Source organism: Vibrio sp. 1402 (assembly GCF_033340275.1).
This window is the reverse complement of record NZ_JAWOWE010000001.1, coordinates 397,162-419,870: the sequence shown is the minus strand read 5'-3', so window position 1 is coordinate 419,870 and position 22,709 is coordinate 397,162. Positions and strand designations below refer to the sequence as shown.

Annotated in this window: 16 protein-coding genes and 1 pseudogene; 9 read left to right on the top strand and 8 right to left on the bottom strand. The window is 45.8% G+C overall.

The window, feature by feature from the left end; translation table 11 throughout:
- Window positions 1-11 precede the first annotated feature (11 nt).
- The 3 genes from R7044_RS01700 to moeA all read right to left on the bottom strand — a co-directional run bounded on the left by R7044_RS01700 (window position 12) and on the right by moeA (window position 4,288).
- Window positions 12-2,117, bottom strand: coding sequence for an LruC domain-containing protein (locus R7044_RS01700; protein WP_053349251.1), 2,106 nt, complete (start codon window positions 2,115-2,117; stop codon window positions 12-14).
- Window positions 2,118-2,293: 176 nt separating this feature from the next.
- Window positions 2,294-3,043 carry a molybdopterin-synthase adenylyltransferase MoeB gene (gene moeB, locus R7044_RS01695; RefSeq protein ID WP_225455313.1) on the bottom strand — a complete coding sequence of 250 codons (750 nt, stop codon included), beginning with the start codon at window positions 3,041-3,043 and terminating at the stop codon, window positions 2,294-2,296.
- Window positions 3,044-3,052: 9 nt separating this feature from the next.
- Window positions 3,053-4,288, bottom strand: coding sequence for a molybdopterin molybdotransferase MoeA (gene moeA / locus R7044_RS01690; RefSeq protein ID WP_213915838.1), 1,236 nt, complete (start codon window positions 4,286-4,288; stop codon window positions 3,053-3,055).
- A gap of 287 nt (window positions 4,289-4,575) precedes the next feature.
- Here moeA and folE point away from each other — a divergent pair, with 287 nt between their 5' ends.
- Entirely contained in the window at window positions 4,576-5,229 is a 654-nt protein-coding gene (gene folE / locus R7044_RS01685) for a GTP cyclohydrolase I FolE (RefSeq protein WP_005373478.1), read from the top strand.
- Window positions 5,230-5,274: 45 nt separating this feature from the next.
- Here folE and R7044_RS01680 read toward each other — a convergent pair whose 3' ends face one another.
- A complete protein-coding gene (locus R7044_RS01680; protein ID WP_005373475.1) occupies window positions 5,275-6,222 on the bottom strand; it encodes a TDT family transporter in 948 nt (315 codons plus the stop codon).
- 261 nt (window positions 6,223-6,483) lie between these two features.
- The gene (clcA, locus tag R7044_RS01675; protein WP_005373473.1) at window positions 6,484-7,887 is read right to left on the bottom strand and encodes a H(+)/Cl(-) exchange transporter ClcA; all 1,404 of its coding nucleotides are present in this window, start codon (window positions 7,885-7,887) and stop codon (window positions 6,484-6,486) included.
- Window positions 7,888-8,378: 491 nt separating this feature from the next.
- On the opposite strand from clcA, the gene R7044_RS01670 reads away from it, so the two are divergent.
- Complete coding sequence (locus R7044_RS01670) at window positions 8,379-8,957, top strand: hypothetical protein (protein WP_017819909.1); 579 nt, start codon at window positions 8,379-8,381, stop codon at window positions 8,955-8,957.
- Here R7044_RS01670 and R7044_RS01665 read toward each other — a convergent pair.
- Window positions 8,938-9,351 carry a helix-turn-helix domain-containing protein gene (locus R7044_RS01665; RefSeq protein ID WP_005387686.1) on the bottom strand — a complete coding sequence of 138 codons (414 nt, stop codon included), beginning with the start codon at window positions 9,349-9,351 and terminating at the stop codon, window positions 8,938-8,940. The genes R7044_RS01670 and R7044_RS01665 overlap by 20 nt on opposite strands.
- A gap of 95 nt (window positions 9,352-9,446) precedes the next feature.
- On the opposite strand from R7044_RS01665, the gene R7044_RS01660 reads away from it, so the two are divergent.
- From R7044_RS01660 to R7044_RS01630, 7 genes and pseudogenes are all read left to right on the top strand, one after another.
- A complete protein-coding gene (locus R7044_RS01660) occupies window positions 9,447-10,355 on the top strand; it encodes an aldo/keto reductase family oxidoreductase (protein ID WP_213965431.1) in 909 nt (302 codons plus the stop codon).
- Between the two features lie 367 nt (window positions 10,356-10,722).
- Complete coding sequence (locus R7044_RS01655) at window positions 10,723-11,727, top strand: response regulator (protein WP_033906388.1); 1,005 nt, start codon at window positions 10,723-10,725, stop codon at window positions 11,725-11,727.
- On the top strand, window positions 11,727-12,164 hold the full coding sequence (locus R7044_RS01650; protein ID WP_005373463.1) for a PAS domain-containing protein: 438 nt from the start codon (window positions 11,727-11,729) through the stop codon (window positions 12,162-12,164). The genes R7044_RS01655 and R7044_RS01650 overlap by 1 nt, the downstream gene beginning before the upstream one ends.
- Window positions 12,165-12,250: 86 nt before the next feature.
- Complete coding sequence (locus R7044_RS01645) at window positions 12,251-13,792, top strand: NAD(P)H-hydrate dehydratase (protein ID WP_225455312.1); 1,542 nt, start codon at window positions 12,251-12,253, stop codon at window positions 13,790-13,792.
- Between the two features lie 436 nt (window positions 13,793-14,228).
- Window positions 14,229-15,272 carry a GMP reductase gene (locus R7044_RS01640; protein WP_005373458.1) on the top strand — a complete coding sequence of 348 codons (1,044 nt, stop codon included), beginning with the start codon at window positions 14,229-14,231 and terminating at the stop codon, window positions 15,270-15,272.
- 1,177 nt (window positions 15,273-16,449) lie between these two features.
- Window positions 16,450-16,860 (top strand): hypothetical protein, encoded by a 411-nt coding sequence (locus R7044_RS01635; protein WP_225452424.1) that lies wholly within the window; start codon window positions 16,450-16,452, stop codon window positions 16,858-16,860.
- A gap of 207 nt (window positions 16,861-17,067) precedes the next feature.
- Window positions 17,068-17,248, top strand: a pseudogene (locus tag R7044_RS01630) (IS5/IS1182 family transposase); the annotation flags it as partial.
- Window positions 17,249-17,612: 364 nt separating this feature from the next.
- On the opposite strand, the gene R7044_RS01625 reads toward R7044_RS01630, so the two are convergent.
- Window positions 17,613-20,093 carry a GH92 family glycosyl hydrolase gene (locus tag R7044_RS01625; protein ID WP_104976215.1) on the bottom strand — a complete coding sequence of 827 codons (2,481 nt, stop codon included), beginning with the start codon at window positions 20,091-20,093 and terminating at the stop codon, window positions 17,613-17,615.
- 89 nt (window positions 20,094-20,182) lie between these two features.
- Entirely contained in the window at window positions 20,183-22,639 is a 2,457-nt protein-coding gene (locus tag R7044_RS01620; protein WP_213911456.1) for a GH92 family glycosyl hydrolase, read from the bottom strand.
- Between the last annotated feature and the right edge of the window lie 70 nt (window positions 22,640-22,709).

Genomic DNA, 22,709 nt, shown 5'->3' with positions numbered 1-22,709 from the left:
ATGTTATCTCCCTATGGAATGTAGCATTTGTTAGGTGTTGGAGCGGTGTGCCAATCTGTGCTTAGTTCGCCACCAGACTCAGCCCAAGTTTGGAATTGAGGGTATGCATCGACCATGTCTACACGCTCTAGCGGCCAATCCCAATCTTCTACTATCAACAGTGCCCAAGGTAAGTTGTTTGCTGTTTTGAAGTACACACCTTGTGCTGGGTCACTTGCATCGACGCCGACACCGAAGAGGTTTTGGTCATCAAACTGTTCTGTTGGTGCTTGGTCTGCTAAGTGAACTTCCCATTTACGACCTGGTTGGAAGGTAATACCATCGCCATGGTAAGTGTCCGGTGTTGCAAAGATGAACGGGTCGTATGGCATGGCTTGAATGGCTGAACGGTCAGATCCTTCAGTGAAGTACACATTCAAGGTAAAGGTGAGTGAAACGTTATCATCACAGCCAGACTCTGTGCGGAAGTAGCTACAGCTGCTCGCCGCGTGTGTGCTTAAGTCTTCACTGATGATGAAAATTGCTTCATCAGAAATACTTTCCAAGCCATTAGATGCTTGCTCTACACCATTGAAGGATAGCGTCGTTAATCCATTTTCAATCGAGCTTCTCAATACACCCGGTAGTCGGATTGCGAAGCCATTTTTGTAGCTTGCGCCGTAAGCCGCTAGGTCACCTGTAATCTGAATATTCTCAACATGACCAGCAAGACTGGTTTCAGTGATGCGGAATTTCACGACCACATCGTTCATGTCGTAGTCTGCGGTGTATGGCCAATTATCTTCATAAGCCACGGTGGCGTAATCTTCTGCACTCGGGAAATACTCCACTGAGTAACCATTACCAGTGATGGTAATTGGGTAATCTTCCACCTCACCAGACGTCGAACCACCATCGTAGTTTAATCCGGTTTGTTGGCTAAAGCGGAATCGGCTCCAGCTAGACCCTTCCGTTGCAGCGGTTGAAACTACAAACGGTAGGGGATTATTACCCGCAGACAGTAATTGGTCGGTAAAGACTTGCTCACCTTCATCATCAAAGTCACCATCGCGGTTCCAGTCAAACCATGCTGATAGGTAGCCAGAAGTAGAAGCTGTCACATTCACAATTGAGCTTAAGCCTGGATCAAGTGCGGATACAAAACCAACACCATCTTCATCGGCTGTGCCCACAGAGTTATCGTTTGCCTGTCCGTCGGCATCACCATCTGGAGCGACGGAACCAAGCCAAGTTACACCGTCCACTTCGTGACGAGGACCGTTTGACGCAAGTGTTGTGTGGTAGCTGTCTGGAGCATCACCGAAATCAATTGGCTCGTCTTCGTTAATCACCGGAGCATTTGCACAACGTGCACCGTCATTTTGGCTTGAGCTTGGACCGTTGGATACAAACTCAACCGCAGGAACGATACCTGCTGCGATATTGGCTGCGTTACCTTCCGAAAGGTCAACGCGATAGATTTTGCCATCTTGGTTACGTGACACGTAGTAGTTGCCGTTTACATCGAAGTAGCCAGCACCAAATGTGCCTTTCTCACCTGTGTCACCTATCGCAGTTGCGCTACCGTTTGATGGGTTGAACTGATATAGCACACCAGAGTTGTTGTCGATGCCGTAAAGGGAGCCATCACCTGGATGGAATGCAAAGTCGGTTAGGTTCACTGTCGCTGTTGAGCTAATTTTCACGATGCTCAATGTCGCATTTGGATCAGAATCGAGCGGAGAAAGGTCAATGGAGAAAAGTCCTTTGCCTTTGCGGTACAAGTAGTAGACGTGGTTGTAAACGTCGCCAACGTAAAACGTGTGGTCGGTAGGAAGGCCCGAAACATTAAGTGTCTCTGCTTGGAAGTCTTTACCAAGACGAACAATCTTTTTGTTTGTGGTGTCGTAGCCGTAGATATAACGGTCAGTGAAGTTAAAGCCTACACCGTTGATGCCCGAAGCCAAACCTGTGTCGTCCTCTAAAAGAGTCGTAGAGCCTGTAACCAAATTGACGCCATAGATTTGAACCGGGGTTGATTGGAATAGGTATGCTTGGCTTGGGCACGTATCAAATGGCGCCGCTTGTGCATAAGCGCTCACTATTAGAGACCCAAGTAGTAGTGATGTCCTTTTCATAATTCGCCCTCTCATTGGTTCGTGATATATGCAATGAAAGGAATGTGCCAACTTTTAAATTGTTGAATTTTATGAAGTTAAAATTTGTAAGAAGAAGGGTTTTAAATCTGATTGTCAAAATGAGAAAAAAGCCCAACATCGAGTTGGGCTTTTTGGGAATGATTAGAGGTTTAGAACTAACTACAAACCGGACAGGTTGGCATTTTCATCAGATTCATTTCTCGCCAAGACATGCTGAGCGCGTCCAAAATCAGAATTTTGCCTTTCTTTGGTTGGCCGTAATCAGCAATCACTTTAATCGTCTCCATCGCTTGTACTGCGCCAACAATACCCACAACAGGAGCCATGACTCCGGCTTCGACACAACTTAACGCACCGCTGCCGAAGAGGGCACTTAAGCACTGGTAACATGGTTGAGTTGGGTCGTCGTAAGTAAACACACTCACTTGGCCTTCCATACGAATAGCCGCGCCTGAAATTAGCGGTGTTTTAGTCGCAAAACATAGGCGGTTAAGTTGATTGCGCGTATCGACGTTATCTGATGCATCGACAATAATAGTGTGTTGCTTAATCAGGCTCTCTAACGCGGTATCATCAAGACGTTTTGCGATGGTATCTACGACAATGTGCGGATTAAGTTCACGTAGTGCATTGGCCGCCGAGTCTACCTTCTTACGACCAATATCCGCATCGTGGTGCAGCACTTGGCGCTGAAGGTTAGACAACTCGACGATATCATCATCAATCAGCGTGATTTTACCGACACCAGCAGTCGCCAAATATTGGCTTGATGCGCAGCCTAAACCGCCAGCACCAAGCATCAATACCGATGCTTGTTTGAGTGCTTCTTGTCCTTCAAAGTCAAACTGACGAAGAATGATTTGGCGGTTGTAACGCAACATTTCCTGATCGGAAAGAATATCCACAACGTCTTCCTAGTAAAGGGTTGAGTTGAATAGTTGAATCTGAACCGTTTCGCCCACTTCAACTCGGCCGCGTTCACGTTCCAATACAACAAAACAGTTCGCTAGGCTCATTGAGCGGAATGCACCAGAGCTTTGGTTACCGGTTGTTTCAACGACAAACTTGCCATCTTCCAATGTATAGATACCACGTTGGTAATCGGTACGACCTGGCGCTTTCTTAAAGGCGGTTTTGGTTGTTGCTGGAATAGATTCGGGTGCTTTCCATTCTGTATGGCCTGCAAGTTTTGCCAGCATTGGTTGCACAAGCACGTACATAGTAAGAACTGCAGAAACCGGGTTACCCGGTAGCCCACAGAACCAAGCTGTACTTAGCTTACCAAATGCGAAAGGTTTACCCGGCTTGATTGCTAACTTCCAGAAACCGATTTCACCAAGCTCTTCAAGAATGTCTTTGGTGTAATCCGCTTCGCCCACACTAACACCGCCAGAGGTCACAACCACATCTGCCAATGTTTGCGCTTGTTCAAAGGTTGCTTTCAGAGTCTCTGGGCAATCTGGAATGATGCCAAGATCAACGGCTTCACAACCGAAGTTCTCGATAAGTGGTTTAATACCGTAACGGTTGCTGTCGTAGATCTGACCTTCGTCTAGCGGCTCGCTCAGTGGTTTAAGTTCATCACCAGTAGAGAAGAACGCAACTTTTGGCTTACGTACTACTGTCACATGGCTTATACCAAGAGACGCAATCATCGGAATATCGCGAGGTGTCAAACGTGCACCTTTTGCCAGTACGATGTCGCCTTGCTTGATGTCGTCACCTGTTGGGCGGATGTTGTTTTGTGGCTTCACGTCGGTTTGGTTGAACTGAATGCCATCATCTGTCACTTCAGTGTTTTCTTGCATGATAACGGCATCACAACCCTGTGGGATTTTTGCGCCAGTCATGATGCGAACACAGGTACCTTGAGGCCATTCACCTTCAAAAGGTTGTCCTGCAAATGATTTACCTGCCAGAGGCAATACAGAAGATGACTCAAGATCTTGAATGCGAATAGCGTAGCCATCCATTGCTGAGTTGTCGAATGGTGGTACGTGAATAGGAGACAAAATGTCTTCTGCCAGAACAAAACCGAGTGCGTCTGCAAGTGGAAGAGAAAGCGTTGTTTGGATAGGTTTGATTCGCGATAGCATTTTGTCCATCGCTTCTTCAATTGGCATCAAGCCAGGTGCGTCGCAGCAGCCCATTGAGAAAATCCTGTGTTCTTTTGTTTTGTGGCAACTTTACCATAAAAGGGGACTGAGTAAGAATGTCCACCTATAAAATATGGGTGTAATTATTCAAAAATCCGAGTATCCTTGTCAGCCATCCAAAAGGGGTAAAAAACCTGCGGAGCTCAAGAAAATCAGCTCAGTACCTTCATCTGATGTGACTTGGTGTAAAGACACGAACTGAGCAACTCAAAGCGAAAAGTATGAATGCAATTTTGATTGGGTTTGTACGAAGGCTGAAGTAAAACAAAAGAGGAAGTGGAATGTCAGGTCTTAGCGAGTCAGCGAAGTTAGTAAAAGAAGCGCTAGAGCAACGCGGTTTGGAAACGCCAATGCGTCCAAACAACGTAAGTCGTGAAGAGAAGAAAGAGAAGATCGAACACCACATGCGTGAGATTTTAGGTCTACTTCAACTTGACCTCACTGACGATAGCCTAGAAGAGACCCCTCACCGCATTGCTAAGATGTACGTTGACGAAATCTTCTCTGGTCTGGATTACTCCAACTTTCCTAAAATCACGGTGATTGAGAACAAGATGAACGTGAGCGAGATGGTTCGCGTGAAGGACATCACAGTGACCAGTACTTGTGAACACCACCTTGTGACCATCGATGGCAAGGCTGCTGTGGCTTACATTCCACGTGGCAAGATCATTGGCTTATCAAAGATCAACCGTATCGTTCGCTTCTTTGCCCAGCGTCCACAAGTTCAAGAGCGTATGACTCAGCAGATTCTTGTTGCACTTCAAACGTTGCTTGAGTCTGATGATGTGGCAGTGACAATTGACGCAACACACTACTGTGTGAAATCTCGCGGTGTGATGGATGCAACCAGCGAAACCACGACAACAGCATTGGGCGGTATCTTCAAAAGCAACCCAGCAACGCGTGCCGAGTTTCTGCACGGTTTACGTTAGGTAACCAAGCACTATTCTAAGAGGATGGCAAACGCCATCCTTTTTTTATGCTTGTTTAGAAAATGACTTCATGATTTCTGGCCAATACATTTTGACGTAACCTGCCGATACCCAAACAACCAATACAGTCGCGATACTGAGCTCTAGAAAACCAAAGTCGTGCAGCCAGTGCCAGTGAGGGTGCGATTCGGCAAAAAAAGAGGTTAAGCGATGCATTGCGATAGCGCTGATCACGGAAGGAAAGGTTACTGCCGCGATAGAAGGTTGAAACTTCAAGCGAAGTAAGCGGAAGTAACATAAGTAGATCAATAAAGTCATAGTGATGGCGATCCCTGCCAATGCGCCTGTTAGTATCGGATCAGGTAAGGGAAAGTTCACCAAGTATGCTGCTAATGACAAGTTTACCGGCGCGGCCATAATCGCGAGGGTCGGTCTTGCTCGCCTTGGTAGAGAGCCGAAAAACACTAAACGATACAACACGAGTGGCAGCATGAAGAAATAAATGCCGATGCACATCATCGCTAACGTTTCGGAGAATAAGTTGTGACCTAGTTGAGAACCGGCTAGTGAACTACTGATCAGCCCCACCGGATAAAGAAACCAACTCGGTACGATATTGGACATTTTGAAGTTCATTAGCTGAAAGCTAAAAAACAGCACCATCATAGTAAAATGCAGCAAAAGCGCCATAAACCAAAGTGGATAAGCGATGATAGGCGCTACAGCGGCAAGATAATCTGCAAGGATCAGTAACGCCATACTCATTGGTGCCATTAAACTACCACTCAGCGGGTGACGAATGTCGACCATGAATAATCGTGGATTAGCGGCATATTTTATGAGTACAGGGGCGAGTAAAAGTGCGCCGAGTGACGCCAAAAATGGGCGTATCGGTTCACCAATCTCAGGAACATAGAGTGCCCAAGCTTGCCCTAAACCTATCATACCTAGTGCCAACGCGGCTTGAGACGGCGGGACACTATAAAACTGCACAAGTCTTCTCCAGTTCAAATCTACTCCATTTGATTTTTGCCTGAATGAAACAAAACATGACGATTTGGATGAAATGCTCTATTTAAGTAGCGAATACTAACAAGTATGGAGAGGGGTTTCTCATGAAAGGTGGTGAGCAAATATCAGAAAATGATAATTTTGTGAGTTTGGTATCGAATATTTGGGAAAAGATGCAAAAATGCAGAGTTTGTCGCTCCAAACCCTTCGATAGTCTGGAGCAAAGTGATAACAAAGAGGATGTTATGTTGATTGATTCTCCGGTAGATCCTGCTGGCGTAACTTTTCGTTTTTGATTGTGCGATGCAGCAGCTGGCTGTAAATAGGTTGTCCACCCAACAATTGAGCAATAATCACAGCGCCCAAACAAGTAATGATCAATGGCAGGATTAAGTAGTAGTTATTCGTCATTTCAATCACTAACAGAATACCAGTAATCGGTGCACGTACCGTTGCAGCAAACAGGGCACCCATGCCCGCAATCGCAAATACACCAGGCTCGATATCAAGCGCAGGGAGCAAGACATCAGCACTTGCTCCGAACGCATAGCCAAATAAGGTTCCCAGAGCAAGCATAGGTGCAAAGATGCCTCCCGGCGCACCAGAACCAAAACAGAGCAGGGTTGTAATTACACGACCAAAGAAAAGCAAAACTAAAATGGATACCGAGTAGTTACCGTTAGTAATGTCAGGAATAAGGCCGATACCACCACCAGTTAGTTGGGGTACGTACAAAAGAAGCAAGCCAAACACGCCTCCCAGTAACGAACCTACAATCAAGTAGCGCTTACGATCGTTTTTGTGAATTGCGACAAAACTGTCTTGTGCCACGGTAATCAGTTTATTGAAGATCACGCCAAACACGCCAAACAATGCGCCAAGCAATAAAAACAGCCATAGGGTTTGAAGCTCTGGCGACTGGTATTGCGGCATAGTGATAACGGCGTCTTGCCCGTTGATGGCGCGAAACACTATGTTCGCCATAATGGCAGAAATGATCACTGCGCGAATTGAGATCAAAGAGTAGCGAAACTGAGGTCGCATTTCCTCCACAACGAACATAATGCCTGCGAGTGGGGCATTAAAGGCCGCAGCCAAACCGCCAGCAGCACCAGAAGCGAGCAGGGAGTGGCGGGTATCGTCATCCTTTACCCGGAATATATCGGTCACCATTCGACCTACAGCACCCCCCATTTGAACGGTTGGGCCTTCACGACCAAGCACCATACCAGAGCCAAGTGCGCCCATGCCGCCGAAGAATTTTACTGGTAGCACGCGCCACCAGCGCACTGGACGAATATTATCCATTGCCCCTTCGATTTCAGGAATACCAGAGCCTGCCGCTTCTGGCGCAAAGCGGTGCACAAGAAAATAGCCAATAAAAGCTAAAAGTGCGCTAATGAGAACCGCTGCCAGCCACAATGGTAGAACATTACCAATTTCGCTTCTTAACCATTCTGTTCGTGTTTCAGAAACGAAATGAACGGCAAGCTCGAAATACGTACCGACAAAACCAGCCAACGTACCTACAATGGCCGCCATAATGAGAACAGAAAATGGTGTTGACCCTCGAGAGACAAACTGGTTAATCGCATCTTTCGGTACGTGCGCTAACACAGATTTCACAATTCTCTCGCGTTTGGTCATTAACAAGCTCTCCTGTTGCTGGGGGAAGGGACGAAAGAAAGTATACGCTTCGCAGAGTCTAGACCTAATCAATAAAGATGCAATTTAGCTTTTCACTATTGAGTGTTTGAAGTGTCGCGATATTATTCATTCACTCAGATTGTGCTATTGCTCTCATAATTTAGGGTAAAAAACTTGTTTTTTGAGAAAAATGAACCATGCTTTAAATGTAAAGCAACATGACTGCTTCAGAAGGAGGGATGTGAGGTTTTACACACAATTTGGATGGATTCAAACCCTACGGTAAGTCCTCGTTTTATGTTCGGGATGCATCAATAGACATCGCCGATTCGCACACTCACGATTGAGTAACGAGGTAGAGGCGCACGCACATGTGCGCCTTCTTAATTTCTGCGTCATAACTTTCATCACCACCTACAACTATTTTTCTCTTGAACATTTTCTTGCAGTTAGTAATGTCTTAGTTCGATGTCAACCAACTAGAGCAGTGCATGCGCTTTTATCTTCGACTCTTACTTTCTTTATGTTGTTGTTCGGTAACGTTTCCGGCACTTTCAACGCCGAGCTGGTGGCAAGACACGTTGTCAGCAATGCCATATTCCAATCTAAAAGAACGTATAGAAAAAAGTGGAAGCTGGTATGGTTGCGAAGTGCAGTTGCGAGACAACTCAACGTTTATCAGCGCATTTTGTTTGGATGATTTTTCGTACTACCAGCAGCACTTGTATGGTGAAGTGGTTTTGAGAAGAGAAAGTGCTCAGTTCTCGTTTCTCACTGAATACGAGTGGCAGCGTCTGAATGACTTACTTCTCAACTTAAGAAAGGATGGGTTAGTTTTACGCAGAGTTACTATCGGACAAGAACACTATGATGTCGTTGAAGCTCTGGAAAAGAAATCTTCCGAGCTTGTCGATAAAGAAGTTATTTTGTTGATGAACCGCTATCCACAAGAAACGATTCGAAGTTTGCTTTGGGTAAAACCGGACGAGTTTCTGACGCCATCACCGTCCTTAAATGTGCAATTGCGCAGTGATGGCGAAATTATCGAGGTCAAAGTGACTCGTTTTTAGATTCTTTATGGAGAGATAGGAAGGTCGCCATTGCTGATTCATCCAAAAAACCATCCGATTTTTTGTGAGCGCGCAGGTATTGATAGCCTGCGATTAGCTTGCGGTGTAGCTCTTCTGCATCGTCTGACAACGGCTGATTCATAACGTGTTGAAAGGCAAGTTTGTACGCATCCATATCCACGACTTCAGCACGGCGATATAAATAACCACATCCCGTTGCTAACCATTCAAGAGAGCAATTGGCGCGCATTGCAATTTGATTTGCTTTAGTTAGGCTAGGTTCACTGCCTTTAAGGTATTTGCGTATTAAAGCTTCAGACACATCGACGCGTCGAGCGAACCCGCTGATGCTTTCTTCTCCGATCAGGGTGGCTAGGCGTTGGGCAAAAGACATATTTCGTACTCCAGTTCGAATTGCGAAAGTTTACCCGTTGAGCCGGTACGAAAACAAGACTACGATGAATGCAGATCAATTGAAGGAGAAAACCCATGGTTGCAAAAGTAGTAACTGCACCAAAAGGCCCAGAGTTCTCAGAGCTGGTTCAAGGATATTGGCGTGCAGTTGAGTGGGGAATGACGGCTCAAGAGCGTTTGTCATTTCTTAAGCAACACATTGAGTTAGGCATTACGACAGTCGATCACGCCGACATCTACGGTAATTACGAGTGTGAGGCGTTGTTTGGTGAAGCGTTAGCTTTAGACAAGAGTGTTCGTGAGCAAATTCAGATCGTGACGAAATGCGACATCAATTTGTGTGGCGATAAAGCGCCAGAGCGTAAGCTCAATCACTACGACACGAGCTCAGCACATATCTACCAATCGGTGAATAACTCGCTAGAACGTTTGAATGTGGATGAAATCGACGTACTTTTAATTCATCGTCCTGACGTGTTAATGGATGCAGATGAGGTTGCAGAAGCATTTTCTGAGCTTCACAAAGTCGGCAAAGTGAAGCACTTTGGCGTGTCTAACTTCACTCCACGCCAGTTTGAACTGCTGCAATCTCGCTTAGGTAAGCCGTTGGTTACTAACCAAGTGGAAATCAACCCACTTAACTTTGAGGTTGCACACGATGGAACGCTTGATCAAATGCAAATGTTGCGCACGCGACCAATGGCTTGGTCTTGCCTCGGTGGTGGTTCAATTTTTAGTGGTGACAGTGAGCAAGCTGTTCGTGTCCGTAACGAATTAGAAGCAATTCGTGAAGAAGTGGGCGCAGCGAGTATTGACCAAGTAATTTATGCCTGGGTACGTCGTTTGCCATCTAACCCTATTCCAATCATTGGCTCTGGTAAAATCGAGCGTGTGCAAACTGCAGTTAATTCATTGAACATCGAACTTACTCGAGAGCAATGGTATCGCGTATGGGTGGCTTCTAAAGGTCATGGTGTGCCATAGAATTGATATCTTATCGATGAAATTGTTATTAAAGGCATCCTCTAGCAGGGTGCCTTTTTAGTTTTAGCGCGTTACTGTTTACCCATTATGGAAATGGAAAGAATGAAATTCGAGCAAAAATGGGCTTTGGATGTTAGCTGCAACTTTTTGCTTACTTTGGGTGGAGGAGTTTTACCCATGTTTGTTTTATGTCACTAAACAGCGAATGTGATGCTTGCTTTTTAGTCATTTTGTTCACTCATTCATTCATATTGCGTATGCTTATTGAATAATAAAGAAATAAAAAACTCGTCAGTTTTCTCGTATTACATGCTGTAACAATCTGTTAGACTCCGGCGCAGATTGTGGAATATAAAAAGGTGATTGAATGTCTTTTCCCGTACTCATCTGTGATGATTCAGCGTTAGCACGCAAACAGATGGCGAGATCACTACCAGCCACATTGAATGCCGATATTACGTTTGCTATCCACGGAAAAAACGCGCTAGAAGAACTCGAAAAAAACGAGTTTAAATTGATGTTTCTTGATTTGACTATGCCAGAAATGGATGGCTTTGAAACACTAGAGCACATGCAACGGTTGGGGGATAAAACTCCGGTGGTTGTTGTGTCGGGGGATATCCAACCTAAAGCGAAAGAGCGCGTGCTCGCACTGGGTGCAAAAGCGTTTATTCAAAAACCGATCGCCAAAGATGAACTCAAGAAGGCGCTTAAAGAGTTGGTCGAGCCAGAACCTCGTCCTCAAATTATCACGCCTGTCTCTATTGAGTTACCGATTTTACGTCGTCGCGATATTTACATGGAAGTGGCTAACGTTTCAATTGGTCGAGCAGCCGATGCGTTGGCGCGTCACTTTGACGTGTTTGTGCAACTACCTCTGCCGAACGTCAATATCTTTGAAGTGAGCGAACTTCACATGGCCCTACGTGACTTGGCGTCGCATGACAACGTATCGGGTGTTTGTCAGGGATTTTGTGGCGAAGGTATTGCTGGCGAAGCGCTAGTGATTTTGAGTGATTCAAGCGTATCTGATCTCAAAAAGTTGATGAAAGTACCAGCAGACAGCGAAGAGTTAGAAGAGCTTGAGTTGCTAATGGATATTTCTAATATTTTGGTGGGGTCGTTCTTAAATGGTTTAGGCGAGCAGTCTGAAGTCCGATTCTTCCAAAGTCCACCAGTACTCCTTGGTCAGCATATCTCAATTGACTCGATCATTGAATCTACAACTGGAGCATTCAGCCGCACGATGACATTCGAAGTGAGCTACAACATTGAAGGAACGTCGATTCGTTGTGACTTGTTGTTTATGTTTGTGGATGAATCCTTGCCGCTGCTTGATAACAAACTGTCTTATCTAATGGAGGAGTTCTAATGTTGAATATGCCAGCAGAGTTTGAACAATTCCATTGGATGGTGGATATGGTACAAAACGTCGACATGGGCTTAGTGGTCATTGATCGAGATTACAATGTACAGGTCTGGAATGGGTTTATGACTCATCACAGTGGTTTGCAGTCTCATGATGCGATAGGTCGTTCTATATTTGATATCTTCCCTGAAATCCCACAGGAGTGGTTTAAATTAAAAACAAAACCAGTGTATGACCTAGGCTGCCGTAGCTTCATCACATGGCGACAACGACCTTACTTATTCTGCTGTCGCAATGTTCGACCAGTTACGCAGCAAGCGGAGTTTATGTACCAGAATGTTACGTTGAACCCAATGCGCACACCGACTGGAAAAATCAACTCGTTGTTTTTGTCTATACAAGACGCGACGGCTGAAGCTCTGATGTCTCAGAATCAATAGCGATAAAAAACTTTCTCAAAAGCCAAGGTCCGCCTTGGCTTTTTTGTATACTTATAATTGTGTTTCCCAATGCGTAGAACGTGAATATGGACTTTAATCTCGCCCTAAAACTCTACACCGCAGAGCAAGTAAAAAACGGTGAAACGCTGGCTGCTCAAATGGCTGGTGTTTCTATGTATAGCTTAATGCAACGCGCTGGTATGGCCGTGTATGAGCGCTTTTTACATCTGTATCCTAAATCAAAAAATATCTTAGTGATTTGCGGTAAAGGGAATAACGGTGGCGATGGTTACGTATTTGCATCTCTTGCGAAACAAGCTCAACTCAATGTACATGTTTTCCAAATTGGTGATGTATATGCGCTAAAAGGTGATGCTTTGCGCGCATACCAAGATTGGCAGTCAATCGACGGTGTTAACAATGATTGGGATGAATGGAATACCGCATTGCTAGAAGCAGATGTGATCATTGATGCCATGTTAGGTACTGGTTTAAGCGGTGAGGTTCGTTCGGAGTATCGTCGCTATATTGACCAAATTAATCAAATTCATGCCCCTGTGATTGCAGTCGACATTCCTTCTGGTCTGTGTGCTAATACAGGTGCAGTTTTAGGTGATGCTATTCGTGCCGAGCATACTGTAACCTTCATTGGGGTTAAGCAAGGCTTATGCACTGGACAAGCGAGAGATCGCGTTGGCGAGCTCTACTTTTGTGGTTTAGGCGTCAATACTAAGTTTGATACTATCGAAGTAGAAAGTGCATTAGGTATTGATCATCAGGTTGTTTCAAGATTAATGCCCAAGCCAAATCCAACGGTCCATAAAGGTGACAACGGGAAGTTGCTTTGTGTTGGTGGCAACCAAGGGATGTCTGGAGCGATTCGTTTATGTTCCTCCGCTGCGATTAGAGCCGGAGCGGGTTTAACTGCCGCAATTACTCACACGAGTAGCCTTATTCCACTGCAGGTTGGTTGCCCAGAAGTAATGAGCCAGAGCATCACCGCTGACTTACTCAGGGATACTGAGAACGACTTAACTAAACGCATTCGCTGGGCTGACGTATTAGTGTTTGGTCCTGGCTTTGGAGATGATGAGTGGGCTTATCAAGCCTATCAATATCTGGCTCAAGAGCAGAAACCTAAAGTTGTTGATGCTGATGGCCTCAATATTCTAGCGATGCTGAGCCAGCGATGCGATGGCACTCTAGTGTGCGACAACCATCGAGTGATCACGCCGCATCCTGGAGAGGCAGCTCGACTACTAAATGTAACCATTCAACAAATAGAAAGTGACCGATACTCTGCTGCAAGACAACTGCAAGAGCGTTATGGCGGTGTAGTGGTTTTAAAAGGCGCGGGGACGCTTATTTACGATGGAACGAGAATGTACGTCTGTCTAGCGGGTAACGCCGGAATGGCGACGGGGGGAATGGGAGATGTGTTATCTGGAGTCATTGGTGCATTACTAGCCAAAGGTTTACCAATTTCTGTTGCCGCACGTTTAGGTGTGGTACTTCACAGTCATGCTGCTGATATAAACGTGAGTCAGAATGGTCAAATTGGTCTTTTGGCAAGTGATGTCGTTAGCACTCTTCGTACCGCTATCACCCAAGAGCTCTATCGAAATTAATTAGATTTCATGCATTGCTGAGAAAATTGGTCGATTTTTTTGAGTACTTTTTTACGAATTAGCAGGGCATCTTAGTATTAGGTGATTGAGTTTTAGGCAGATTTGAGAGGTGATGCGTTTTAATTTTTAAGATATGACGCAAAGGTTTGCGCAATGGGTTAACTTAAGTGCTTTCTCAAGTTGTTGATAGTTATAAATAATAAGAGGTTTTGGTGACTTGGGGAGCGTTTTTGATATGCGATTTTCAAGATGGTATCACAAAAAAAATTCAAATATCAGACTTGTAGGAAATAAATCACAGCCTATAATGCTGAAAACCGGAGCGTCTGCCAACGCTCCGGTTTTTTTGTGTCCGAAGAACAGTGAACTCGTCTGCCAACGAAGTCACTACGCACTCTGAAATGACACATATACATATGAATCAAGGAATTACACAATGCGTATCGAACAAGAACTTAAGTTAGGTTTTAAAGATGTACTGTTTCGCCCGAAACGTTCTACCCTTAAGAGCCGTTCTCAAGTAAATTTAACCCGCGATTTTACATTCAAGCATAGTGGTCGTCAATGGTCTGGTGTGCCAGTAATCGCAGCAAACATGGATTCGGTTGGTAGCTTTGCAATGGCTAAAGCGCTGGCTGAGCATGGTGTAATGACCGCTGTTCACAAACATTACACGGTAGAAGATTGGGCTGAGTTTGCTAAATCAGCAGATAAAGTAACCATGAATAACGTTATGGTGTCTACTGGGACATCTGACGCAGACTTCCAAAAAACCAAAGACATCATGGCACTTTCAGATGAATTTATTTTCATTTGTATCGACATTGCAAATGGTTACTCAGAGCATTTGGTCGAGTATGTTGAACGCGTGCGAGCAGAGTTCCCAGACAAGGTCATTTCTGCAGGCAACGTGGTTACTGGTGATATGTGTGAAGAGCTAATCCTAGCTGGTGCAGACATCGTTAAAGTGGGTATCGGCCCAGGCTCTGTATGTACAACTCGTGTAAAAACGGGTGTTGGTTACCCGCAGCTTTCTGCAATCATCGAGTGTGGTGATGCAGCGCACGGCCTTGGTGGCATGATCGTCGGTGACGGTGGCTGTTCTTGTGCGGGTGACGTAGCGAAAGCATTCGGTGGTGGCGCGGACTTCGTAATGCTAGGTGGGATGCTAGCGGGTCACGAAGAGTCAGGCGGCGAAGTGATCGAGAAAGACGGCGAGAAGTTCATGAAATTCTATGGCATGTCGTCGAAGAGCGCGATGGATAAGCACTCAGGTGGTGTCGCTGGCTACCGTGCGGCTGAAGGTAAAACCGTATTATTGCCATACCGTGGTAGCGTTCACGGCACTATTCAAGACATCCTTGGAGGCGTTCGCTCAACATGTACATACGTAGGTGCAGCAAAGCTTAAAGAGCTAACCAAGCGTACTACATTCATCCGCGTTCAAGAACAAGAGAACAACGTGTTCGGTAAAGAGTAAATCGACTGAATGTAAAAAGTGTAAAAGCAACCATATATTGATACTTGGTGCAACCATAATTTGATATTGCCTCTTCATAAGTCTATTGCTTTTTATGTTTATGACATTTTTGAAGAGGCAGTTTTATGTCTGCTTTACCTTCCCCTTCTACAGCCAGCCTGCTTTAACTTGAAACTGCGTTTGACACTCCTGCTCGAAACTAAACTAAATCACGTGAAAAACATACACCGTTACGTCAGTGCTAAGATGGGAAAAAGAGTCACGGTAGAATCATTTTAGAATGTGCCGCTTGTTATCATTTTGATTTCGAGCTTAGCATCGTTCGTTTTTGCTCCTAGCCGATACGGCTTTCATACTGCTTCAATAGCAAAACCCATACCTATGTTCCAGACTTTCTAGTATCAGTTTGATACCGGTGAATATACGCTGTATAAAGTAAAATCCGATATGGAGAGTTCAAAATCGGCATTTCAATGTGAATGGGAAGCAAAAGTACAAGGCGCGTTTGCGTTAGGTTTGGAGCTAGAACTGGTTACAGAGGAAGAAATACTGGATGAGGTTATCTCTAGCAACCTTAAACTTTTGCATCGATATTCCTCAAGAGATAACCGAACCACTTTCATCAAACTCTCCTTACGATGTTAAAACTGAATGGTACCCAAACAGCGAAAAGTTTAGGACATCACCTCTGTCTAAATGGAAGAAAAATATTTCCATTCCTGTGTGATTTGCTCTCTCGAAGCCTACTGAAAACAAGCTTAGAGACCTCACCTCCTCTCGAATCTGAATTGGGTTGTTATGCCTAAGAAATCGTTCTCGAGTTTTCATCGGAAGTCGGCACTTCAGCAAGAAAAGCCTGAGCCAAATGAGAGGGTGTCGATACCAGCGATGTTGATGAAGAAACATATCGAGATATATCTGCATTTCCTGACAATATAGCCACTCAAATTACTTTTCGTCTAAGCATTCTTCGTTATTTAGCACTGTAAGTGCGAAAAATCATTCCAAAGACTATTGAACCACATCGTGTTGTACTACAACGGTTATATGACAGGATTATTCCAAGTGCAATATCAATACACCGGTGGTTGGTTTTCAGAGTATCTGATCATATAGATCCAAGGAATAAAGATAAGGGTAATAGTAAAGTCTAGAACTAACATTCGTTGATGCTTTGATGAAACAAGCTGTAGAAAAAGTTATCTTTGGGCGAAAAGCGCGTATCAGAAGGGCCTACAAGCGCGTGCGAAGGCAATTACGTCAGCATAATCTGAACAATGGAACGAAGTACAAATACCCAACTTATGAATCCCTTCGGAAACGGGTTAAAAAGAAGGCCCCTTTCGAATTACTGACCGCGGAGAAGGGGGAGCGAGTCGTGAAAATAGAGTTTCGTCGGATGGGGAAAAAGATGTTGAGTTTTTACGTCTTTGAGAGGGTAGAAATAGATCATACGGTGGTGGAACGCTTTGTTGTACATGAAGAGCATTGCAAGTCATTGGGCCGGCCTTGGCTTACTCAATTAGTTGATTGTTACAGCAAAGTTGTTATTGGTTTTTACCTAGGGTTTGAACCACCTTGTAATTAGGTGGTTAAGTAAATCTCGATGTTTGCTCAGTAACTCATTAGATAAATAACCTAAGTCCGTGACTTCCATACCTACAGTTAAGATTGATTCCAATATTTCGACTGCAACTGAAGTTGAACCGCTCTTGACCAATTTAACTAACACATAATTAATATTGCTGACGGTGCGATTATGCTCAGGTGAAACATTGAGAAGTTGTTTTCTTACCAAAAGCTCTATGGTTCGAAAAAAGTGGGAACGAAAGTATGGTTACCACAGGCCTTCATCGTCGGAGACCGCTATGTATCGCGTAAAACAACTACTAGGCGCTTCACTCACGCTTCGAAATTACAACGCACAAGTTGGGGAGGCATACGCCATTATCAAAGCACTCAACACGCATACTTGAAAGAGGTTTTTGGTTATATCGATGCGACAACGTTAATAGACATGATGATTACTCCTGTTCTTACTGGTTGCACCATTAGTTTGGTACAACGGTGCTAGAAGGGAGGTGCGAAGATCACATCAAAGCTACTAAGTGCATTAAGATAGAGTTGAGACTTGAACTATCTACATATGAGATCAAATCGCAGAATTCAGCATTGGAAAGGTTCGACCGATTTTGTCAACACGCTGTCCGTTACTTCTACTCATACTAAGTGCGCCATTAGTTTGGCGCAACGAAGCTAGATAGGAGATACGTTCATCACATCAAATCCCCCTGTATTCTTCAAGCTATTTTAGCCTGAGGAATACATTTCAAGTGAAGCTTATTGAGGCGCTTTCATCGCTTCAGATTGCTCGCCCGTCATCACGAAGTGTAACTCACCACCCGGTTTGAACTCGGAATGGTCGAAGAAGAAACCGTTATCCAAAGCTTTGCCATTGATGGTGACAGACTTGATGTACATGTTGTCATCGGCGTTGTTCTCTGTGGTGATGGTGAACGTGCCGCCTTTCACCGGAATCACCGCTTTGTCGAATAGCGGACGACCCACAGTGTAGATAGGTTCTGCCGCGTTCACTTGGTAGAAGCCTAATGCAGACATCACATACCAAGCGGACATGGCGCCCACGTCTTCGTTACCAATGACGCCTTCTGGCGCTGCAAAGTACATGTCATCAAGAATGTGGTCGACGACTTGTTGTGTCTTCCATGGTTCTGCTGTCCAGTTGAATAGGTAAGGAATGTGGTGCGAAGGCTCGTTACCAAACGCAACTTGACCAATCAAACCAGACATATCCGGTGTTTCTGTACCTTGGCTTTCTGCGGTGAAGGTGGCTTCTAGGTTTTTCTGGAACTCAGCATCGCCACCCATGATGGTTTTTAAGCCCGCGATGTCATGCGGTACAAACCAAGTCCACTGCCACGCGTTACCTTCGGTGTAGTTGCCTGTCTCGTGTTCTGTGCCGTATGGGTCGAATGGCGTCATGAAGGTTTCATCAATCATCACTGGGCGCATAAAGCCCGTCACGCCATGTTCTGCGTATTCCGTTGGGTTGTAATCGAAGTATTTTTTGTAGCCTTTTGAGCGTTCAAGGTATTGCTCTTCTGCTTGAGTATCACCGGCTGCTTTGGCGATTTGTGCGATAGCCCAATCGTAGAATGCGTTTTCCAGACCGTAAGAAACAGACTCAACCGTGTAGTCTTCAAATACTGGCTCACCATCGACACGTTGGATAGCTGGCGTGAAGCCGTTTTTCTCAATGTAGTCGATGTGCTTGGTTAAAGTGCGATCCAATACGCCCTGATCCCAATCGGCTTGCAGTGCAGGGTAGTTGTCGTAAGTCGAAGAGTCGATCGCGGCTTTCAGCGCCAGGTCTTTCTCTTGTTGAGTAAACTCTTCTGGGAATTTGGTGATCGCATCCGCAATAACTGCTACCGCTGGATAGCCGACCATGGTGCCTGTTTCGTCACCTAAGTGCTCCCATTTCGGCAGCAAGCCGCTTTCAGTGTACTTCTGAACTAGGTTCTTCGCGTATTGCACCGCGCGGGTTGGCTCTGTGATGGTTTTTAGTGGGTGTAATGCACGTTGGGTATCCCATAGAGAGTAAACCGAGAAGTTTGGCTGCTCTTCTGTCGCTTGACCATAAGCGATGGAGTATTCCCTTTCACCTTCACGAATCGAGCCTTTGCCCATGCCACGGAATCGACCATCTACATCTTGATGCACCATCGGCGCAATCTTGGTGTGGTAAAGCGCAGTGTAGAAGATCTCTTTCTGATCTTCTGTGCCCCCTTCGATAGAGAAGTTGAGCGCTTTTGCCCATTTCTCACGTGCGTTGTTGCGCGCAGTATCGAAAGAGACATTCGCTTCGGCATCGTAGTTGTTTTCTGCGCCTTGTGGGTCAACCGCAGATAACGCCACTTGCGCATTCAACTCTTGTGAGCCTTCATCTTCAAATTCGATGTAGGCAGTAACGTCCGCTTTGACACGCTTAACTGGATTACCTTGGTCATCGTAAATCAATTCAGAAACGTGCTCTGCCGTTAGGCCGTCAACAGGTTCGCCATTGGCAAGGATGTAAACGTCTTTGATCTTCTTATCGAAAGTCGCATAGAAGAAGATTTTTTGGTTTTTCGCCCAACCAGAGAAGTGCGCTGCATCGCGCTCACCCGTGATGGTATGACCGTCTTCGCTCACCGTCAGTTTGTTGCGCAGAGAGGTCGAACCCCAGTCGCTGTTGAGGATGGAGTTGAGGTCAATCTTCAAACGTTGTGGTTGACCTTGCGGGTAGGTGTAACGATGGAAGCCGACACGTTCAGAAGCAGTAAGCTCAGCTTTGATGCCGTTTTCTGCAATCTTCACAGAGTAGTAACCTGCTTCTGCCACTTCAGAGGTTTTGTCCATCTTGACCGAAATCGCTTCGCGGTAGTCGTCGCTGTCTTCGATGTATTTAGCTTTATCTTCGGTAAACGGCAGGAACAGAATGTCACCTAAGCCGCCCATACCCGTGCCAGATAGGTGAGTGTGGGAGAAGCCAAATAGGGTCTTTTTATCGAAGTGGTAACCTGATGAAGAGTGCCAGCCGATCAGCTCGGTATCTGGAGAAAGTTGCACCATGCCTTCTGGCACAACAGGACCCGGGAAGGTGTGTCCGTTAAACCCTGTCCCAATGAATGGGTCGACGTATTTTAGGTTGGAAGTATCGACGCTTGGTGAGGTGTTATCGTCGTCATCGTTGCAGCCAGCCAAACCAATAACACTTGCAATCACAGCGGTGGCGATAGCGGTTTTCGTAAAGTTCATAATCTTGATTCCTTAGGCTGGAAGCGCGTCACTTCCTGCCACTGAGTTAATCTATCTGCTTATTCTTTAAACACGAATTACATAAAACGTTACTGAGCTTGAAGCGCTTCTTGCTTGTCACCCGTCATGACGAAGTGAAGCTCGCCGCCCGCTTTGATTTCGCTGTGCTTGAAGGTGAAGTTGGCATCCAGCGGTTTGCCGTTGATGGTTACGGACTTCACGTACTTGTTGTGTGGGCTGTTGTTGTCTGCGATGACTGTGAATTCGCCGCCTTCTACTGGAATGGTGATTTCATCAAACATAGGACGACCGATGGTGTAGACCGGATCCGCAGGCGTCACTTGGTAGAAGCCCATTGCCGACATCAAGTACCAAGAGCTCATCTGACCCACGTCTTCGTTACCAATCAACCCGGTTGGCTCGCTGGTGTACATCTCTGACATGATGCGGTCTAGGTACTCTTGCGCTTTCCATGGCTCATCCGTTAGCGCATATAGGTAAGGAATGTGGTGCGATGGCTCGTTACCGTGCATGTACTGACCGATGTAACCCGTTAGATCTGGCAGCTCTTCACCTGTGTTTGAAGAACGCGCATTGAATAGCTCGTCCAAGTCTTCACGGAAGGCTTTCTCTGGCGTGGTGTCTTTGCCTTGTGCCAAGTCTGCTTGGTAGATTTCTTGTTTCAGACGGTTGAAATCGTGCATTGGTTGGAACTTCCATTGCCACGCGTTCCCTTCGGTGTAGGCAAACTCGTCCACGTAGTAAGGGTCGAATGGTAGCAGTGGGCATTTCTCTTTCATTACACCTGAGCCTTCAGGCCATTCAACCATTTCACACTCATCCAAACGCTCTTCATCAATTGGTTGGTTGAACTCCAAAGGCGGTTTGTTTGGTGATGAGCTCTGCGGGTGGTTTTTCGGACGTAAGAAGCCTGTCTCTGCATCCCAATGGTTAAGCCAGTTGTCGGCACGAGTCATAAACTCTTCTTGCAGTTTTACATCGCCAGCCATGCGCGCGATTTCTGCCATTGCCCAGTCGCCATAAGCAAATTCAAGCGTGTAAGAGGCACTGTTCCAGTAGCCATGATGAACAAAGCCGTTTTCTTCGTACACTTTCACTTGCACAACGTTTGCTGCGCCGATGTTGTTGTCTTCCGTCCAATCTGGGAATTCAGACGCCTCGTGGTAACGCACCGTAAACTCAGCCGCTTCTTTGGCAAGTTGTGGGTCGATGTCTAAGCCTTTCGCCATCGCGTCAGCAATGATAGAAACCGCAGGGAAGCCGATCATAGTGCCCGTGTAATGGCTGTGCAGTTCCCATTTCGGCAAGATGCCACCGTCTTCGTATTTACGAATCAAGTCGTTGGCAAACTCTTCGGCACGTTCTGGGTCGATGATGGTTTTCAGTGGGTGCGCTGCACGGAAGGTATCCCACATGGAGTACACAGAGTAGTTTGGTGTGTCGCCCGCGTCTTTTTGAATGCGAGTACGCATCGCAGGGTATTGACCGTCGACATCTTGGAAAATCATTGGCGCGATAGAGGCGTGGTAAAGCGCGGTGTAGAAGATCTCTTTCTGATCTTCTGTGCCGCCAGATACCATCATGCGGCTAAGCTCTTGGTGCCATGCATCGTTGGCTTGAGCGCGCGCAGTATCAAATGACACGTCTTTCGCTTCTGCCTCTAGGTTCTTCTCCGCACCTTCTGTGCCTGTGGGTGACAAGCCTACTTGGATTTCTAGCGGTGTTGATGATGGTGCGAATTCTAGGTAAGCGATGGTTTTCACTGCGTCGATGTTGTCGTTGTTTACATCGATTTCCGTTTCTGCGCCGTCAACTAAAGCAATGGCTTTGACGATAGGTTGGTTGAAGGTGGCGTAGAAGTACACGTGTTGGTTGTTCGCCCATCCGTTTGAGCTACGTAAACCGCGAATGGTGTAAGCGTCGATGAACTCTAAATCACCCTTCATAGTGCGGTTGTTGAAGTGACCTTTGTTGAGTGTGTGGTCTAAATCGAACTTAATATGTGGCGTAGTGCCTTCTTTGAAGGTGTAGCGGTGAAAGCCAACACGTTGTGTGGTGGTTAGCTCGGCTTTGATTTCGCCTTTGTTCAGTTCAACCGCGTAGTAGCCTGCTTCTGCGGTTTCGTTGTCTTTATCGAAGGTGTTGAAAACGGCGTTTTCTTTCTTGGTGAAAGGCAGAACTAAGATATCACCAAGGTCGGTGATGCCTGTGCCAGAAAGGTGAGTGTGGGAGAAGCCATATACTGGGATTTCAGTCAGCTTGCCGTGGTCGAAGTAGCCTGCGGCAGAGCCCCAGCCTTCCATTTCGGTATCAGGAGAAAGTTGCACTAAACCGTAAGGCACAACCGCCCCTGGGAAGGTGTGACCATCTGCGCCTGTACCAATCAATGGATTGACGTATTGAGTTAGTGTGGTGTCGAAGGATGGAGTACCAGATTTGCTGTTGTCGTCATCACTGTTACAACCAGCAAGACCAAACATGGCAGCGAGTATAGCGGTAGAGATAAGGGTTCTTTTTAGTTTCATTTTTATGGTTCCACTGAAGTGAAGTTTTTTAGGGGGCTAGGTGCCCCCTTTCGTTATTTGGATGGGTATC

Excerpts from the sequence above, each read along its gene's own strand:
- R7044_RS01650 (WP_005373463.1), top strand. The coding sequence starts at position 11,727 with ATGTTGAATATGCCAGCAGAGTTTGAACAATTCCATTGGATGGTGGAT.
- R7044_RS01640 (WP_005373458.1), top strand. The coding sequence starts at position 14,229 with ATGCGTATCGAACAAGAACTTAAGTTAGGTTTTAAAGATGTACTGTTT.
- moeA (WP_213915838.1), bottom strand. The coding sequence starts at position 4,288 with ATGGGCTGCTGCGACGCACCTGGCTTGATGCCAATTGAAGAAGCGATG.
- R7044_RS01700 (WP_053349251.1), bottom strand. The coding sequence starts at position 2,117 with ATGAAAAGGACATCACTACTACTTGGGTCTCTAATAGTGAGCGCTTAT.
- R7044_RS01645 (WP_225455312.1), top strand. The coding sequence starts at position 12,251 with ATGGACTTTAATCTCGCCCTAAAACTCTACACCGCAGAGCAAGTAAAA.
- R7044_RS01620 (WP_213911456.1), bottom strand. The coding sequence starts at position 22,639 with ATGAAACTAAAAAGAACCCTTATCTCTACCGCTATACTCGCTGCCATG.
- R7044_RS01625 (WP_104976215.1), bottom strand. The coding sequence starts at position 20,093 with ATGAACTTTACGAAAACCGCTATCGCCACCGCTGTGATTGCAAGTGTT.
- clcA (WP_005373473.1), bottom strand. The coding sequence starts at position 7,887 with ATGACCAAACGCGAGAGAATTGTGAAATCTGTGTTAGCGCACGTACCG.
- R7044_RS01660 (WP_213965431.1), top strand. The coding sequence starts at position 9,447 with ATGGTTGCAAAAGTAGTAACTGCACCAAAAGGCCCAGAGTTCTCAGAG.
- R7044_RS01670 (WP_017819909.1), top strand. The coding sequence starts at position 8,379 with ATGCGCTTTTATCTTCGACTCTTACTTTCTTTATGTTGTTGTTCGGTA.
- R7044_RS01635 (WP_225452424.1), top strand. The coding sequence starts at position 16,450 with ATGAAACAAGCTGTAGAAAAAGTTATCTTTGGGCGAAAAGCGCGTATC.
- R7044_RS01665 (WP_005387686.1), bottom strand. The coding sequence starts at position 9,351 with ATGTCTTTTGCCCAACGCCTAGCCACCCTGATCGGAGAAGAAAGCATC.
- folE (WP_005373478.1), top strand. The coding sequence starts at position 4,576 with ATGTCAGGTCTTAGCGAGTCAGCGAAGTTAGTAAAAGAAGCGCTAGAG.
- R7044_RS01655 (WP_033906388.1), top strand. The coding sequence starts at position 10,723 with ATGTCTTTTCCCGTACTCATCTGTGATGATTCAGCGTTAGCACGCAAA.